Genomic DNA, 15,841 nt, shown 5'->3' on the forward strand with positions numbered 1-15,841 from the left:
TTACCGGATTTTTATTCGAGGTATCTCTGTATTGCAGCAGTACTGGCATCCTTATCTCTTTCTGTTTCTCGCCGTCGCTTCGGTACCGGTTGCTATCCTGCTTCGCCGCTCCCCGCTGGCCAGATTAAGCAAAGGTTATCTGTTTTTTATCGCCGGTACAGTCTCCAATTCCTTCGCGGCCTTAATCCTCTATCTGGAGAAAATTCCGGCCGGGCAACAGCTTTTCATTTTTCTAACCGGCCAGACCTGGCATGCCAACAGTTCTCTCCCCTATCTCGCCTATGCCCCCGGCCTCCTTGCCATCACCTGCGGCCTGTATTTCTGGCTGCCGGCCGTCAACGACATCACCCGGGAAATTGAACAGCGCAGAAACGTCGAGGAAGAACTGGTCAGCCTTTACCGGCATTCCGAACAGCTGGCGGTCAAGGCAGAAGAGGCAAACCAGGCCAAATCCGATTTCCTCGCCACCATGTCGCACGAGCTGCGCACCCCGCTCAATGCTGTCATTGGCTATGCGGAATTTATGCTGCTGCATGATATTCCCCTGGATGAGGCACGCCAGAAAGACTATATCCAGGCAATCCGCAAAAGCGGCCTGCACCTGCTGGACCTGATCAATGACATCCTGGATCTGGCCAAGGTCGAAGCCGGCAAGATTGAACTGACCGCCAGCGAATTCCATGTCGGCTGCATGATGGAAGAATGCCGTGACTTTATCGAAACAATTGCGCTGAAACAGGATATCGGCGTCGAGATCAATGCCGAAAATATTCCCTTCAGGACAGACGTCAGGATTTTGCGGCAGATTGTCATCAACCTGCTGGCAAACGCCATCAAATATAATCTGCCCGGCGGCCGGGTCGGGGCGGAAGCAAAGCTTGTCGGCGACCAGCTGGAAATCACCGTCAAGGACAACGGTATCGGCATGTCCCCCCAGGAACTGAAGAAAGTCATGGAACCGTTCATGCAGGTCGATAACAGCTACAGCCGCTCTGCCGAGGGAACCGGTCTCGGCCTGACCCTGGTCAGTCAGTTCACCTGCCTCCTCAAGGGGAATATCGAGCTCCGGTCGGAGAAACACATCGGTACAACTGCAATCGTCAGAATCCCGCAATTACAGGGCTGATCGGTTACTCTGCCGCAACCCGGTCATGGGAAAAACTCATGCGCACATTAGTGCCGTGACCCGGCGCGCTGTCAATTTCCATTTGCCCGCCCTGAAGTTCCACAAAGGCCTTTACCAGCGGCAGGCCAAGGCCGGTTCCCTGATGATATCTGGTCAGATAGGATTCAACCTGCCCGAATGGCTCCAGCGCCCTCTCGATATCCTGTTCCGACATACCGATTCCGTTGTCGGCAACAGTCACCATGACCCCATCACCGGGCTGGAACGTTCCAATGACATCGACCCGGCCCTTTTCCGCTGTGAATTTAATGGAATTGGTCAGCAAATTGATCAGAATCTGCTTCATCAGGCGATCATCGGCATTCAGGGCGGGGAAACCTTCCTGAAACTTGCAGGAAAGCTGTATTTTTTTCTTTTCGGCACTCTCGCCCAGAAGCCTGATGCATTGCTCGGCGACTTCCTCCAGCCAGACTGTGCCCTCATGAATGACAAACTTTCCGGCCTCCACTTTGGACAGGTCCAGAATGTCATTGATAATTTCAAGAAGATGCCGACCACTTTCATTTATATCCCGGGCATACTCCTGATATTTTTCCCGACTGACCTTAAGATCACCGCTTTGTTTTAAAATATCCGAGAATCCGATGATGGCATTCAGCGGGGTGCGCAGTTCGTGCGACATATTGGCCAGGAACTCCGATTTTGCCCGGCTTGCCCTTTCCGCCTGCAGCAACGCCTTCTGCAGGTTTTCCTGTGCTTCAAACCGGTTCTCAATATGCCTGATCCGGTTCACGGTAAAAATTATCACAATGGTCATCAGGAACAGTCCGCCACCCCAGGCAATCCAGCGATAGGGTTCTGTCATCACCGCAAGCGGCTGCACCCGGCCGGCAATCTCCCAGTTACCGCCGGGCACTTTCATATCCAGCCTGAGGTCCGAACCATCAAAAAGGCGCTCATCCCCATACACCGTAAGAAAACCGCCGTCTTTCATATTTGGCGCCCTGATCGCAAACTGCAAATCGGAAAATTGCAGGGCCGCAGTATATTGAGCAGGTTCTGCGAACAGGTTTTCCATATCGATCAGAAGCGACACAATTCCCCAGAAACCGGAACCGGAACCGGAATCGCCATCGCTGCCGCTTTCCCCTGCGAGGTAAACAGGACCCCGGAGAAACAATACAATATCACCCTGGTAGGATACTCTCGGCCCGTCAAGAACAACTTCTCCGCTATCCCGGGCCTTTACCACCGAGTCCAGTTGATCAGGAAGGTCCTTATAATTCAGTCCCAGGACAGCCTGATTACCCCTTAGAGGGTAGACATGCCGGATTTCAAAATCCCTGGCGATGCCGATACTTTTGATATGGGATTTCTGTTTGAAAATACTGTTGATAAACTGCTCGAGATCGGCTTCCTCAAACTCGGGATAGACAGAGATATAGGACACCAGGCTTCCCAGCAGATAAAGGTCCCTGTTCAGCTGATGTTCAAGGAAAAACGCGACCTCGGCAAGCTTCCGCAGGGTTTCCTGTCGCGCCTCGTCCGTGGCATTTCGTTGCTGCAACCTGTTCGTAATCAGGACTGAGGCCAGAATAAACAGCAAAATAACAAACCCGAACAGAAGTTGCAGGAGAACCTGTCGTCCTTTGTCTCGCTGTCCCAGTGATTTTACATTTTTCCCTGTCTGAATCCCCATTGTCCCCGCACTAACATCCAAAACCAACAGCTGCCCTACCGATTCCCTTGTCACAAAGGAGGCGCAGTTAAATTTAGAGGTCTCTAACAAAAACTCAACAATGTATTACAATTAATTTTGCCGCTGCCGCCACGGGCCGTTCAGGCGACGCTATTACAATGCTTTAATGGAACCCGGTTTTTTCTCCGAAAAGTCACTGAGGAAACGGCACTGACAGGCTTGCTGAGCAATGCCGAAAATTTCTAATGGCAGGAAATTTCGATGCCCCTTTTTTCAAGATATTTCTGATGATATTCCTCCGCCGGCCAGAATTTAGAGGCGGGTACAATTTCCGTCACAACCGGATTGGTCCAGCGACCGGACTGGTCCTGTGCTGCTTTCGATGCCTCGGCCAGGGTCTTCTGCGACTCATTATGGTAAAATATGGCAGACCTGTACTGGGATCCCACATCCGGTCCCTGACGATGCAGTGTTGTCGGATCGTGAAACTCCCAGAATTTTTCCAGCAGCTCGCCGTAACTGATCACGGCCGGGTCATACTCGACCTGCACGGCTTCCGCGTGACCGGTCGTATCTTCACAGACCTTTTCGTATGTGGGGTTGTCCAGGTGCCCGCCGGTATATCCGACCCGCGTTGAGACGACACCGTCAAGCTTGCTGAAATCAAGTTCCACGCCCCAGAAACATCCTGCGGCAAATGTTGCGATTTCTTTTGTCATTTTTATTTCCCCGAACCAGTGCTTAATTATTCTGACAATATTGTTCCATATCAATGGATATATCCTGTTTCGGCACTACATTAAAGCATCCTTTGTCAGCCGGGAACATACTTTATTCTACAGTTTCAATATGTTCTAACTGGATTTAGCAGACCCGGCATTTACAGATGAGGCATTTATTATGAAATTACCCCGGTTTATTCGCCGAAGATCAATAATTGCACTGTTCTCGGCCATGGCTGCCTCGGCAGCGGCGTCAACAACGCCCGCCTGTTGCTGTTAAGGACTTCAGAACAAGACTTATGAACCATCTTCGCGACTTTGTACTAGGGCGCCGGATTTGGGTATTGTTCGTGAATTTCGTTCACGCCCTGCTCCAGGGTATCTGTCCATTCTATATCAAAGGCCGCAATATTTTCCTTTAACTGTTCCATGCTTGTGGCGCCGATAATACTGGCCGTGACAAACGGACGGCTTTCAACAAACTTCTGGGCCAGCTGCAGCAGGGTCAGGCCATGTGCTTCGGCCAGAGTCTTGTAGGCGGCAACGGCATTTTCCACATTGACCTTCTGGTAGCGGTCGGTAAAACCCTGAAACAGTTGCCGGCGGCTTCCTTCCGGCAATGCCCCGTTCAGATATTTGCCACTCAATGTGCCCCCGGCAATGGGGGAATAGGGCAGGCAGGAAACAGTTTCCCGATGGCTGACTTCCGCCAGCCCCTGCTCATAAAGACGGTTGAGCAGGTTATAGGCGTTCTGGACCGACTGCACCCGCGGCAGATCGCGGGTTTCTGCATAGTGTAGGCACTTCATGGTTCCCCAGGGCGTTTCATTGGACAGTCCGACCTGGCGGATCTTACCCTCCCTGACCAGGTCGCCGAGAATGCCAAGTGTCTCCTCCAGCGGTATCACATCCTGCTCCTCGATATGGGCATACCCCCGTGAATCCGTAAAGAGATTCACCGGCCGGTCGGGCCAGTGCAGCTGATAGAGATCCACATAGTCGGTCTTCAGTCGTTTCAGGCTTTGCTCCAGGGCATAGGTGATCTGCTCCCGATTCAGACGGGTAGAATCGACAAAGGGGCGAAACCAGGAAGCATCGGACCGGCCCATAACCTTTGTCGCCAGGATGACCTTGTCACGGGTGCCGCGTTCGGCAAGCCAGGTGCCGATATATTGTTCCGTGCGACCCTGGGTCTCGTCACTGCGGGGTACCGGATAAAGCTCCGCCGTATCGATAAAGTTTACCCCCTGCTCTGTGGCATAATCCAGCTGTTCCCAGGCTTCTTCTTCCGTATTCTGCTGGCCCCAGGTCATGGTGCCGAGACAAACGCGGGAGACCCTGATGTCACTATTGCCGAGAGTGCTGTATCGCATTTTTCCTGCCTTCCATTTTGTTTGTAATACCAACTTATTTGTGACAGATAATTATGACAAGGTCAAAAAAACAGGGGAGGAAAAATCGCTCTTCCTCCCCTTGCCTTATGAAATCAGGATTGCCGCGTCAGGCCTTGCTTTTTTTAAACAGCCCGACAATAAACAAAAGTACGACGGCACCGACTACAGCCGTAATCAGACTGCCGATCAGGCCGTCACTGACCGAGATGCCCAGAACACCGAACAGCCAGCCGCCGAGAACAGCACCGATAATACCCACAACCAGATTGCCGATAAGTCCAAATCCTCCGCCTTTCATCATTTTGCCTGCCAGGAAGCCGGCGACGGCCCCAATGATCAGAAACCACAAAAACTCCATATGAAATCTCCTCAGTTGTTTTTATTTTTGCACCCCTCTTTACCGGCATGCCGGAGCCATTCTACACTTAAATCCCGATAATGCAGAGTCATTTATATTCACCATATTTTTCCATGAAAAAATATCAGCTTGATTTACAATGGCTTATCAACAGCCCGGACCTCATTTCCCGACCGTTGGCCGACAGGCGAAGAAAACGACTGAAAAGAATATACTAGGGGGCCAGGATCTGCATGGCGCCCCCGGCCCTCTCGAGGATGGCGACTCCCAGGATCACCAGACTGACCACCCAGAAAATCAGGTAAAAGATCATCGCCCTTTTGGCCTTCTGTTTTTCATACCATTCCCGGGGACCTATACCCTTGACCAGGAAAACCAGCTTGGCGGACAGATTAACACAGACGATATTGACCGCCAAAAGCAGGGCCGCCCCCTGTGCGGCTTCCATATTGCCGGCACCAATCATAATGCCCAGGGTCGCGCCCGGCGGCAGCAGGGCAACCGCCACCATAACCCCGACCAGGACGCTGGAAATTCCGCTCGCCAGCGACAGAACGGCCGCCGCACCGGACACCAGCGCCAGGGCAATACTGTCAAATCCCACATTAGTACGACTGAGCAGTTCCTGGCTGTCCAGATCTCCGGTCCAGAAGTAGCCCAGACAAATACTGAGCCCCAAGGCAATGGCGAACCCTGTGACCATGGTGCGGATCGACCGCCCCATCAGGTCAAGATCGCCGAGCGCCGTCGACAGGGCAAGGGCCAGATTGGGGCCGAGCAGGGGGGCAATCACCATGGCGCCGATCACCACTGCCACGTTGTTTTCGATCAGCCCGATGCCGGCAACAATGGTGGAAAAAATTACAAGCAGGATAAAACTGTTGGTGATTTCCGCCCCGCGGGAGATATCAGCATAAAGTTCATCACGGCTGATGCCGGCAAAAGGCCTGGATGCCTTCTGGCTTTTTCCGTTTCCCTTGTCCGGATGCGCCTTTTCTTCGGACGGCAATTCAACCGGTCCGGTGTCACGGGGCTGTGGCAATATCGCCTCCACCGGCATAATGACAATTCTGTTGATATGGCTTTTGGTAAAAATATCCTGCAGCCGGTCGGTCACCGTCTGCACATCCTGGGTTTTAACCAGAAAGGCATAGGTTGTGCCCTCCTGACCCACGGGCCAGCTGTCCACAACCTTGTTAATACTGCGGGTTTTCCGGGACACGTCTCCGGCCCCCTCACTGACATGTATCTGAATGATCCGATAAGACATACCGCTTCCCCTTATTCGATGTCACAGGAGTGGCAACAATGATTGTTTTCTGCGTTTGTTTTCTACATTTGTTTTCTGTGCCCAATCATGGGAGACTAGACATGTAGCAGTAATGGAGCAAGAACTAACATGAGCAGATTTGGAAATATCCGGAAGATCCTCCCCGCTCTGGAGGAGATGCTGGGAGACCGGCTGTCGGTCGCACAGTCTATCAGGGAACACCACGGCACAAGCGTGACCCACCTGGCGCCGGCCCCGCCCGAAGCGGTCGCCTTTGCCATTTCGACAGAAGAAGTGAGCCGGATTGTCAAACTCTGTCACGATGCGGATGTCCCGGTCATGGCCTTTGGCACCGGCACGTCGCTGGAAGGGCACTTCCTCGCTATCGAGGGCGGTCTCTGTATCGACCTGACAGGCATGGACAGCATTGTCAGCATCCATGCAGATGACCTTGATGTGACCGTCGAGGCCGGTGTCACCCGGGAAGAGCTTAATCATGCCCTCAGGGATCTGGGCCTGTTTTTCCCGATCGATCCGGGCGCCAATGCCTCCCTCGGCGGCATGACTGCAACACGGGCCTCGGGCACCAATGCCGTGCGCTACGGCACCATGCGCGACAATATCCTGGCACTGACGGCGGTGATGGCAGACGGTCAGATTATCCGGACCTCAAGCCGGGCCAAAAAATCAGCGGCGGGATATGACCTGAATGGCCTGTTGACCGGATCGGAAGGCACACTGGGGATTATTACCGAAATCACCCTGAAGCTTTACGGCATACCAGACGCCATGTCGGCCGCCGTCTGTCATTTCGACAGCCTGGAAAGCGCCGTGAAAACCGTTGTCGAGACCATCCAGCACGGCATTCCGGTTGCCCGCATAGAACTTGTCGACAGCCTGCAGATGAGTCTGATCAACAAATATTCGAAACTGGACTATACCGCCAAACCGACCCTTTTCCTGGAATTTCACGGCAGCGAGTTGTCGGTTCGGGAACAGGCCGAAACCGTTGGTGAAATTGCCGCCGGTCACGGGGGCAGCAATTTCCAGTGGGCGACAAAAACCGAAGACCGGAGCAAACTGTGGAAAGCCCGGCATGAAGCCTTCTATTCCGTAAAAACTAATTACCCCGGCAAGGACTATTGGGCCACCGATGTCTGTGTCCCTATTTCCCGCCTGACCGAATGTATCCTGGAAACCTATCAGGATATTGAACGGACAGGGGTAGTGGCCCCGTTGGTCGGACATGTGGGGGACGGCAATTTCCACCTGACTCTGGTCTTTGACGAAAAAGATCCGGAGGACCTGAAAAAGGTGGAAGCCTTCAACGACCGGCTGGTGGAACGCGCCCTGCGCCTGGAAGGCACCAGCACCGGCGAACATGGCGTCGGCATCGGCAAAAAGAAATTCATGATCAGGGAACACGGCCCGGCGCTTGACTATATGCGGGCCGTCAAACATGCCCTGGACCCCAAAAACATCCTCAACCCGGGAAAAATTTTCGATTGGGAAGCAGAAAAATGAGCGATAAAGTGGAAAAAGACGAAGATCAATGGCGGGAAAAGCTGGATGATCTGCAGTTCGAAGTAACCCGCAAGGGGGCCACGGAACGCGCCTTCATGAACAAATACTGGGACCACAAGGAAGAAGGGACCTATCACTGCGTCTGCTGCGGGGCGCCCCTGTTCAGTTCCGCCGTCAAATTTGATTCCGGCAGCGGCTGGCCCAGTTATTACGAACCTCTCGACAGCAGCAATATCACGATCCGTCAGGACATGAGCCACGGCATGGTCCGCGACGAGGTGCTCTGCGCCCGGTGCGACGCCCACCTCGGGCATCTGTTTCCGGACGGTCCTGCCCCGACCGGTCTGCGTTATTGCATCAATTCGGCGTCTCTGGATTTCAAAAAGACAAAATAAAAACGGCCCCCTGAAAAGGGAGCCGCTTGTTCAGAACAAGATGTTCCGTGAAATCAGGCGCGCGCTTTGCGGCGACGGTAAGCAATTCCGCCCAGACCGGCAAGCAGCAGGCCGAACATTGCAGGCTCGGAAACCTGGGGCGGGCGGAAGTCAACCACACCTTCGATGATGTCGTTGGCGCAGCTCATTGTCCAATGAAAGGCGATCTGGGTTGCGCTGGCAAGAGCCGTACCGGACACATCAAAGGCAAATTCCAGATAGTCCTGGGATGTGTTTTTGTTGGCTGTTCCTGCACCACCGATGTTGGTGTAATATTCAGCATCAGGACCATAGGTCCGGCAGCGGCCACTACTCCGGTAGCGTACACATTCACGCTGATCATCCAGCGCCCAGATATGCTCGTTGGCAGAACCACCGGTGTAGCGGACTGTTCCGAACTCATAGGAACTGGAAGAACTCGGGTCATCGATGCTTACCAGTTGTCCGGAATTCGGGTTGTTGGAGCCATTGTTAATGTTATAGGCATATTCCCATGTGGTGTCTTCACCGCTGTTGTTAAACTCGTCATTATTAAACGGTGCGGAACCTGTAGGTTTCCAGGCTGCGGTATCACTGCCGCTCTGTACGCTCATGAACAGGTCCCCGAAATCATATTCGCCGACATGATCGACAAATTCGGTATAAATCCGGACGGTCATCATGCCGTTGTCGGCCCGATCAACAGTCATGCCGAAGACGTCATAATTAAAGCCGCCAATCGAATCAACGCCATAATAGCCACCCTGGGCGGCACCGATATAACCATATTGATTGTTGCCAAGATTATCCGTGATATCATAATCAACGGCCTGGGCTGTCGAGAATGCGGCGAAGGAGATACCCGCAGCCATTCCTAAAGTTTTTAAAATATTCATGACCCACCTCTGTGTTTAAAACACTACTTAATCTATATAATGTTGCTCGTTGCTGCCGAATGCGGCATTTCAACTCTGAATACAATCTGTGGTTTTAATAAGCAATTTTCGTGCCACAAATTCATATCCTTTAAAATCAATAAGTTATCGGAAACACCTGCGAGACTGATTCAAGATTCTGTAAAGAATTCCGACATTTCCGCCTTACCTGTCCCATTTCAGGACATATTGCCCTGCCACCCTTTTGCCCCGGACGGAGATAAATTCCGCAAGCTTAGAGATTTTGTAACCATTGTCAGTCTATTGTCTTTTATATTATTTCTAAATATATGATATTCGTGACCAAATTATTAAACAAAATATATTTGGACCGGGTACGGGGACCAGGAATGGCTGTTGATTTTACAAGACAAAAACTGATTATTTTCGCGGTAATCTTTGGGTTTCTGCTGACAACAGGACATCATGCGCTATCGGCAGCGCCCGGCTCAGGGGCCAATACGGCCTATGAAAAAGCCCTCACCAGCTTCCATCAGGAAAAGTATGAAGAAACATTCATTCACCTGAAAAACGCCCTGAAAGTGGATCCCGGCCATATTCCCTCCCGTATTCTTCTGGCCGAAACACTGATTGCGGCCGGTGATGGCGCCGGGGCTGAAATAGAACTTGAATATGCCCGCGAGCATGGCGCAGACCTTGACAGACTGGTCGCTCTATTTGGCCGGTCCTATATATTGCAAAGCAAATATGACCGCCTGCTGGAAACGGTAAGAAGCGGTAACCGTGACCGGGTGATCGAGACAGAAATCGCCTTCCTGCGGGGTGAGGCCTATTTCGGGCAGCGGAAGCTGGCCAATGCGGACAGAAGCTACGCCATGGCACTGGAACTGACCCCGGACTATCATATCGCCATGCTGGGGCGGGCCAAGGTCGCCTCCGCCCGCAAGCAGTTCGGCAAGGCCATGGAATATATCGACACTGCCCTCGAGAGCCTGACTCCCGATCCAAATGCCTGGATCATGAAATCCAAGATTTATAAAATCAGGGGCTATAATAAAGAGGCCATGGATGCCATCAACGAAGCCCTGGCCATTGATGAAACCCATCTTGCGGCCCGCCTGACCCGTGCGGCTCTCTTTATCGATCAGAGAGACCTGGAAAAAGCCGAAGAGGATGTTGACTATATTCTTGGTGTCATTCCCCAGGAACCCCGCGCCAAATACCTGAAAGCGATCATCAGGGCCGGCCGCGGCAAAGAAGAGGAATCCCGGACGGCCATGAGTGAAGTGGTCAACACACTGCGGGCGGTGCCGGAAGAGGTGATGAACACCAACCCGAGCTATTATTATCTGGCCGGCCTGACCAATTTCCAGTTCGGCAATCTTGACGAAGCCAGGCAGTATCTCCAGGATTATCTGAAGATGGAACGGGACGATGTCAGCGCCATGCGTGTGCTGGGCGCCCTGGAGCTACAGGCCGAAGACCCGGTCGCCGCCAGTATCGTCCTGACTGAGGCAAACCGGGCCCAACCCAATAATCCGACAATTCTGACCCTGCTCGGCATTTCATACCTGGAAATCGGGAATATCAAGAAAGCCAACCGTTTCTTTGAGAATGTCGTCCGGATCATGCCTGAATCCGCCCAGAGCCATACCAATCTGGCACGCGGCAGAATGGCGGCCGGCTCCATGCAGGAAGCCATCCAGAGCCTGATCAAGGCGGAGCAGCATAATCTGGATTCCAGCACGGTAAAACTTCTTCTGGCCCAGGCCTATCAGCGGGCCGGGGAACATGACAAGGCCATCGATATTATCCGGGCGCTCAAGGACAAGGCGCCGGACAACTCCTTTATCAATGAGCTTTACGCCACGGCCGTCGGCTTTGCCGGAAAGCGGGATGAGGCACGTAAATTTCTTGAAAAAGCCATTACCCTTGATCCGGAAAATCTGAATGCCCATATCCGGCTCGCCCGGATGGACGTGGTCGATGGAAAGCCCGATCTGGCCATCCAGAGAATTACGAAAAAGATGGACGAACTTCCCGAAGCCTACAATCTGATGGTGGAGCTCGGAGATATTTACAAAATGACCGGCGATGGCGAACAGGCCCTGTTGTGGTACAGGAAGGCCTATAGCCTCGACAGCAGCAATACCATAACACTGAGCAAACTTGTCGAGATGTTCGAACAGTCAGGGGACATCGAAAAGGCGATTTCTACAGCCGAGGAATTCACCAACAGATTTCCGGAAGACAAAGACATCTATACCATGATCGGCAATCTGCAGATGAAGGCCAACAATCCCAACAAGGCAATAAAGGCCTATGAACTGGCGGTGGAATATTCGATCAATCGCGGCGCCGCATTGATGACCCTTGCCAAGGCCGAACTGGCGATTCGTGACCGTCAGGGGGCGGAAAGCTCGCTGAAAAAAGCCATCGCCTGGGACCCTGAATTGAAGGAAGCCTATATTGCCCTGGTCCAGCTGACTATTGAAGACAAGGACCGGCTGAACGGCCTCGAACTTCTGAAACCTCTTCGTCAACTGACCCAGGGGGCACCAACCGCCGATATTCTTGAAGGTGACCTGCACCTGTCGGCCGGAGACACCAAATCCGCCGAAAAAGCCTATAATGCCGCGCTGGCAACAGGCGACAGCCCGCTTGCCATTCTCGGCCTGTTCAGGGCCTATAAGGAAAGCAACCAGATCCGCAAGGCAATCACCCTGCTGGAAACGTGGACCAATAAATACCCTGAAGATCTGGCCGCCGCCATGACACTTGGCAATGCCTACAAGCTCGGCGATCTGCCTAAAAAGGCCCTTGCCCAGTATGAAGCCCTGCTCACGCGCTTCCCCGGTACGCCGGCAATCCTGAATAATGCCGCCAACCTGCATTATGACCTCGGCAACCAGGATCTTGCACGGTCCTATGCCAGGCAGGCTCTTGCCCAGGCGCCGGAAAGTGTAAATATCCTCGACACCCTGGCCTGGATCGAAACCCGGGACGGCAATCCGGAAACAGCCCTGCCGCTGCTCAGAAAGGCCCTGGTTCTGAATTACAGTGATCCGGAAATCAAATATCATCTGGCCGTCACACTGGACAAGCTGGGGCGCCGTTCGGAAGCCCGGAAAGTGCTGGCAGAGGCCTTACAGTCGGACACAGTTTTCGACGGCAGGCAGGACGCCCGCAAAATTTTCGACAGCTGGAAATAAAAAACACCCTCCGTCCGGAGGGTGTTTTTTTACCATACAGGGCTGATCGTTCCGGACGTCTAGTCGAACGCTTCTTCCCATTTTCCCTTGGTGGACGCCTTGGAGTATTCTGTCGCCCGGTTTTCAAAGAAATTGGTATGTTCAATGCCATTGAGGATTTCATCCATCCAGGGCAACGGATTGTTGCCCACATAGTAGATCGGGCTCAGGCCAAGCTGACTGAGGCGACGGTCGGCAATATAACGGATATAATTCTTGACCTCCGCTGCCGTCAGTCCCTCAATATCGCCAAGCTCAAAGGCCAGATCAATGAAGGCATCCTCATGCTCGACAATGGTCCGGCAGGCGTCTGTCAGGTCCGCCTGCAGTTCATCGGTCCATATCTCGGAGTTTTCCTTCACAAAGGTATGAAACAGCTTGATAATACTATTGGTATGCAGGGTTTCATCCCGGACCGACCAGGTTACCACCTGGCCCATACCCTTCATCTTGTTGAAGCGGGGGAAGTTCATCAGGATGGCAAAAGAGGCAAACAGCTGCAGCCCTTCGGTGAAGGCACCGAACACCGCCAGGGTCTTGGCAATATCCTCTTTGGTGTCCACGCCCCAGACCTGCATATAGTCATATTTGTCTTTCATCTGCTCGTATTTGAGGAAGGCTTCATATTCGGCTTCCGGGATACCCAGCGTATCAAGCAGGTGGCTGTAGGCGGCCACATGGATGGTTTCCATATTGGAAAAGGCCGCCAGCATCATCTGCACCTCGGTGGGTTTGAAGACCCGGGTATAATGACGCATATAACAGTTGTTCACTTCCACATCGGCCTGGGTGAAGAAACGGAAAATCTGGGTCAACAGATGTTTTTCCGTCGGGCTGAGCTTCATGTTCCAGTCCTTCACATCATCCGCCATGGGAATTTCTTCCGGCAGCCAGTGAATGCGTTGCTGGGTCAGCCAGGCATCATAGGCCCAGGGATACTGGAATGGTTTATAGACAATACGTTCCTTTAGCAGGGACATGAGCGGAACCTTCAGACTGAGTAAGTTAAAATTGCAAATTCAATGTTTTTGCCTGCCGGACCATTGGCCGGCAGGCTTCAGGATTACTGGCAGGAAAGACATTCCTCGTAATCGGTGGTTTCCTGAACCCGGGCAAGTCTGGCTTTTTCCAGCGTTGCTGCGCTCGACGCCTCACTGCTTTCCGCCCTTTGGATGGACAGGGAACGGCAGTAATAGAGGCTTTTCACGCCTTTCTTCCAGGCCTGGAAATGAACCTGGTGGAGATCGCGTTTATGCACGTCCGCCGGCAGGAACACATTGATGGACTGGGCCTGGTCAATCATCGGCGCCCGGTCGGCGGCATGTTCCACAACCCAGCGCTGATCCAGTTCGAAGGCGGTTTTGAAAACATCCTTTTCATCCTGGGTCAGGAAGTCAAGATGCTGGACAGATCCGCCGTTAACCGTGATCGCCGACCAGATTTCATCCGTATTCTTGCCTTTGGTCTCCAGCAGGCGGGTCAGGGCGCGGCTGCGCACATTGAACGATCCGGACAGGGTTTTCTGCGTGAAGCTGTTGGCCGCAATGGGCTCGATGCCCGGGCTGGCGCCGCCGCAGATGATGGAAATGGACGCGGTCGGCGCAATGGCGGTTTTGTTGGAAAAGCGTTCCTTCATACCATAGTCATCCGCATCCGGGCAGGCACCCCGCTCTTCAGCCAGCGTGCGGGAAGCGGCGTCCACATGTTCCTTGATATGCTTGAAGACTTTTTTGTTCCAGACCTGGGCCATGACAGATTCAAACGGAATCATCCGGTCCTGCAGGAAGGAATGGAAGCCCATGACCCCAAGCCCGACACTGCGTTCACGCATGGCGGAATATTTCGCCCGCGCCATGCTGTCCGGCGCCCGGTCGATGAAATCCTGAAGCACATTGTCGAGGAAGCGCATGACATCGGTGATGAACAGTTCGTCATCCTTCCACTCATCATATGTTTCCATATTGAGGGAGGACAGGCAGCAGACGGCTGTCCGCTGATTGCCGAGATGGTCTATGCCTGTCGGCAGGGTGATCTCGCAGCACAGGTTGGAGGTCTTCACGCTCAGGCCGGCCAGCTTGTGGTGTTCCGGTGTGGCCCGGTTTACATGATCACTGAACAGCAGGTAAGGCTCACCGGTCTCGATGCGGGCCGTCAGAATACGGATCCACAGATCGCGGGCGCCAATGGTGCGCTGTACGGACTGGTCATGGGGGCTCAGCAGCGCCCATTCCTCGTCATCTTCCACCGCGCGCATGAAGGCATCGGAAATGGCGATACCGTGATGCAGGTTCAGCGCCTTGCGGTTCGGATCGCCCCCGGTGGGACGGCGGATTTCAATGAACTCCTCGATTTCCGGATGGCTGATCGGCAGGTAAACCGCCGCACTTCCGCGCCGCAGGGAGCCTTGGGAAATAGCCAGGGTCTGACTGTCCATTACGCGGATGAAGGGAATGATACCGGACGTCTTGCCGTTGGAGGAGACGGATTCACCAATAGAGCGCAGATTGCCCCAGTAGCTGCCGATGCCGCCGCCCTTGGCAGCCAGCCAGACATTCTCGTTCCACAGGCCGACAATGCCGCTGAGGCTGTCGTCTGCTTCATTCAGGAAACAGGAAATGGGCAGCCCGCGCTTGGTGCCGCCATTGCTGAGCACCGGCGTTGCCGGCATGAACCAGAGTTGACTGATATAGTCATAAAGACGCTGCGAATGCTCCCGGTTATCTCCGTAATAACTGGCTACCCGGGCGAAAAGGTCCTGAAAGGACTCTCCCGGCATCAGATAACGGTCCGTCAGCGTAGCCTTGCCGAAATCCGTTAAAAGCGCGTCACGTGACGGGTCTATTTCAACCCGTGAATGGTCCTTTACCTGAACCGCATCTGTAAGAACTGAAACCGACACTATCCCACCTTTAAAATGCTTGAAACCCGTCATCCGATTCGCCCAATGTATCCTATAAGCCATTCCCCCGAACGACTTCAGAACCAGAATCCGGGTCAAAAAAATTCCCGACTAAGAAGGTATTGCGCATTGTAAATGGCAGGTTGGAAAGCTATGATTTGATTGGTCAGATTATGGTTAATTTCTGCTATGACCTTATAGAATAAAAGCTTTCTGCTCCGTTTCCCCTTCGCATCACCCTCGACACAAGATATGGTATTTACACCCCCGCTTCTTGTCAATAACTAGT

Annotated in this window: 12 protein-coding genes; 4 read left to right on the forward strand and 8 right to left on the reverse strand. The window is 53.2% G+C overall.

Annotation, left to right across the window (positions count from 1 at the left end; all coding sequences use genetic code 11):
- Positions 1 to 31 precede the first annotated feature (31 nt).
- Positions 32 to 1,126: a HAMP domain-containing sensor histidine kinase gene (locus ACORNT_RS03445; protein WP_321395386.1), complete on the forward strand. Its 1,095-nt coding sequence runs from the start codon at positions 32 to 34 to the stop codon at positions 1,124 to 1,126.
- A 4-nt stretch (positions 1,127 to 1,130) separates the two neighbouring features.
- Here ACORNT_RS03445 and ACORNT_RS03450 read toward each other — a convergent pair whose 3' ends face one another.
- From ACORNT_RS03450 to ACORNT_RS03470, 5 genes are all read right to left on the reverse strand, one after another.
- A complete protein-coding gene (locus tag ACORNT_RS03450) occupies positions 1,131 to 2,825 on the reverse strand; it encodes an ATP-binding protein (protein ID WP_321395387.1) in 1,695 nt (564 codons plus the stop codon).
- Positions 2,826 to 3,067: 242 nt separating this feature from the next.
- Entirely contained in the window at positions 3,068 to 3,544 is a 477-nt protein-coding gene (gene msrA / locus ACORNT_RS03455; protein ID WP_321395389.1) for a peptide-methionine (S)-S-oxide reductase MsrA, read from the reverse strand.
- Positions 3,545 to 3,870: 326 nt separating this feature from the next.
- The gene (locus ACORNT_RS03460) at positions 3,871 to 4,920 is read right to left on the reverse strand and encodes an aldo/keto reductase (protein WP_321395391.1); all 1,050 of its coding nucleotides are present in this window, start codon (positions 4,918 to 4,920) and stop codon (positions 3,871 to 3,873) included.
- A gap of 127 nt (positions 4,921 to 5,047) precedes the next feature.
- Positions 5,048 to 5,299: a GlsB/YeaQ/YmgE family stress response membrane protein gene (locus ACORNT_RS03465; RefSeq protein WP_321395393.1), complete on the reverse strand. Its 252-nt coding sequence runs from the start codon at positions 5,297 to 5,299 to the stop codon at positions 5,048 to 5,050.
- 214 nt (positions 5,300 to 5,513) lie between these two features.
- The gene (locus ACORNT_RS03470; protein WP_321395395.1) at positions 5,514 to 6,569 is read right to left on the reverse strand and encodes a TIGR00341 family protein; all 1,056 of its coding nucleotides are present in this window, start codon (positions 6,567 to 6,569) and stop codon (positions 5,514 to 5,516) included.
- Between the two features lie 129 nt (positions 6,570 to 6,698).
- Between ACORNT_RS03470 and ACORNT_RS03475 the strand changes: the two genes are divergently transcribed.
- Together ACORNT_RS03475 and msrB are read left to right on the forward strand one after the other, a co-directional pair.
- Entirely contained in the window at positions 6,699 to 8,093 is a 1,395-nt protein-coding gene (locus ACORNT_RS03475; protein WP_321395397.1) for an FAD-binding oxidoreductase, read from the forward strand.
- Positions 8,090 to 8,488: a peptide-methionine (R)-S-oxide reductase MsrB gene (msrB, locus tag ACORNT_RS03480; protein ID WP_321395404.1), complete on the forward strand. Its 399-nt coding sequence runs from the start codon at positions 8,090 to 8,092 to the stop codon at positions 8,486 to 8,488. The genes ACORNT_RS03475 and msrB overlap by 4 nt, the downstream gene beginning before the upstream one ends.
- Before the next feature lie 53 nt (positions 8,489 to 8,541).
- On the opposite strand, the gene ACORNT_RS03485 is transcribed toward msrB, so the two are convergent.
- Positions 8,542 to 9,378: a PEP-CTERM sorting domain-containing protein gene (locus ACORNT_RS03485; RefSeq protein WP_321395406.1), complete on the reverse strand. Its 837-nt coding sequence runs from the start codon at positions 9,376 to 9,378 to the stop codon at positions 8,542 to 8,544.
- Positions 9,379 to 9,791: 413 nt separating this feature from the next.
- On the opposite strand from ACORNT_RS03485, the gene prsT reads away from it, so the two are divergent.
- The gene (gene prsT, locus ACORNT_RS03490; RefSeq protein ID WP_321395408.1) at positions 9,792 to 12,614 is read left to right on the forward strand and encodes an XrtA/PEP-CTERM system TPR-repeat protein PrsT; all 2,823 of its coding nucleotides are present in this window, start codon (positions 9,792 to 9,794) and stop codon (positions 12,612 to 12,614) included.
- Between the two features lie 59 nt (positions 12,615 to 12,673).
- Here the strand turns inward: prsT and ACORNT_RS03495 are convergent, their stop codons facing one another.
- Both ACORNT_RS03495 and ACORNT_RS03500 read right to left on the reverse strand, forming a co-directional pair.
- Positions 12,674 to 13,633, reverse strand: a complete 960-nt coding sequence (locus ACORNT_RS03495; protein ID WP_321395410.1) for a ribonucleotide-diphosphate reductase subunit beta — start codon at positions 13,631 to 13,633, stop codon at positions 12,674 to 12,676.
- An 83-nt stretch (positions 13,634 to 13,716) separates the two neighbouring features.
- Entirely contained in the window at positions 13,717 to 15,552 is a 1,836-nt protein-coding gene (locus tag ACORNT_RS03500) for a ribonucleoside-diphosphate reductase subunit alpha (protein ID WP_321395412.1), read from the reverse strand.
- Positions 15,553 to 15,841 lie beyond the last annotated feature (289 nt).

The sequence above is a fragment of the Emcibacter sp. genome (genome assembly GCF_963675455.1).
Classification (GTDB): domain Bacteria; phylum Pseudomonadota; class Alphaproteobacteria; order Sphingomonadales; family Emcibacteraceae; genus Emcibacter.

What these genes read in the sequence shown, in the direction of transcription:
- ACORNT_RS03450 (WP_321395387.1), bottom strand. Translation starts at nt 2,825, where the DNA reads ATGGGGATTCAGACAGGGAAAAATGTAAAATCACTGGGACAGCGAGAC.
- msrA (WP_321395389.1), bottom strand. Translation starts at nt 3,544, where the DNA reads ATGACAAAAGAAATCGCAACATTTGCCGCAGGATGTTTCTGGGGCGTG.
- ACORNT_RS03460 (WP_321395391.1), bottom strand. Translation starts at nt 4,920, where the DNA reads ATGCGATACAGCACTCTCGGCAATAGTGACATCAGGGTCTCCCGCGTT.
- ACORNT_RS03465 (WP_321395393.1), bottom strand. Translation starts at nt 5,299, where the DNA reads ATGGAGTTTTTGTGGTTTCTGATCATTGGGGCCGTCGCCGGCTTCCTG.
- ACORNT_RS03470 (WP_321395395.1), bottom strand. Translation starts at nt 6,569, where the DNA reads ATGTCTTATCGGATCATTCAGATACATGTCAGTGAGGGGGCCGGAGAC.
- ACORNT_RS03475 (WP_321395397.1), top strand. Translation starts at nt 6,699, where the DNA reads ATGAGCAGATTTGGAAATATCCGGAAGATCCTCCCCGCTCTGGAGGAG.
- msrB (WP_321395404.1), top strand. Translation starts at nt 8,090, where the DNA reads ATGAGCGATAAAGTGGAAAAAGACGAAGATCAATGGCGGGAAAAGCTG.
- ACORNT_RS03485 (WP_321395406.1), bottom strand. Translation starts at nt 9,378, where the DNA reads ATGGCTGCGGGTATCTCCTTCGCCGCATTCTCGACAGCCCAGGCCGTT.
- prsT (WP_321395408.1), top strand. Translation starts at nt 9,792, where the DNA reads ATGGCTGTTGATTTTACAAGACAAAAACTGATTATTTTCGCGGTAATC.
- ACORNT_RS03495 (WP_321395410.1), bottom strand. Translation starts at nt 13,633, where the DNA reads ATGTCCCTGCTAAAGGAACGTATTGTCTATAAACCATTCCAGTATCCC.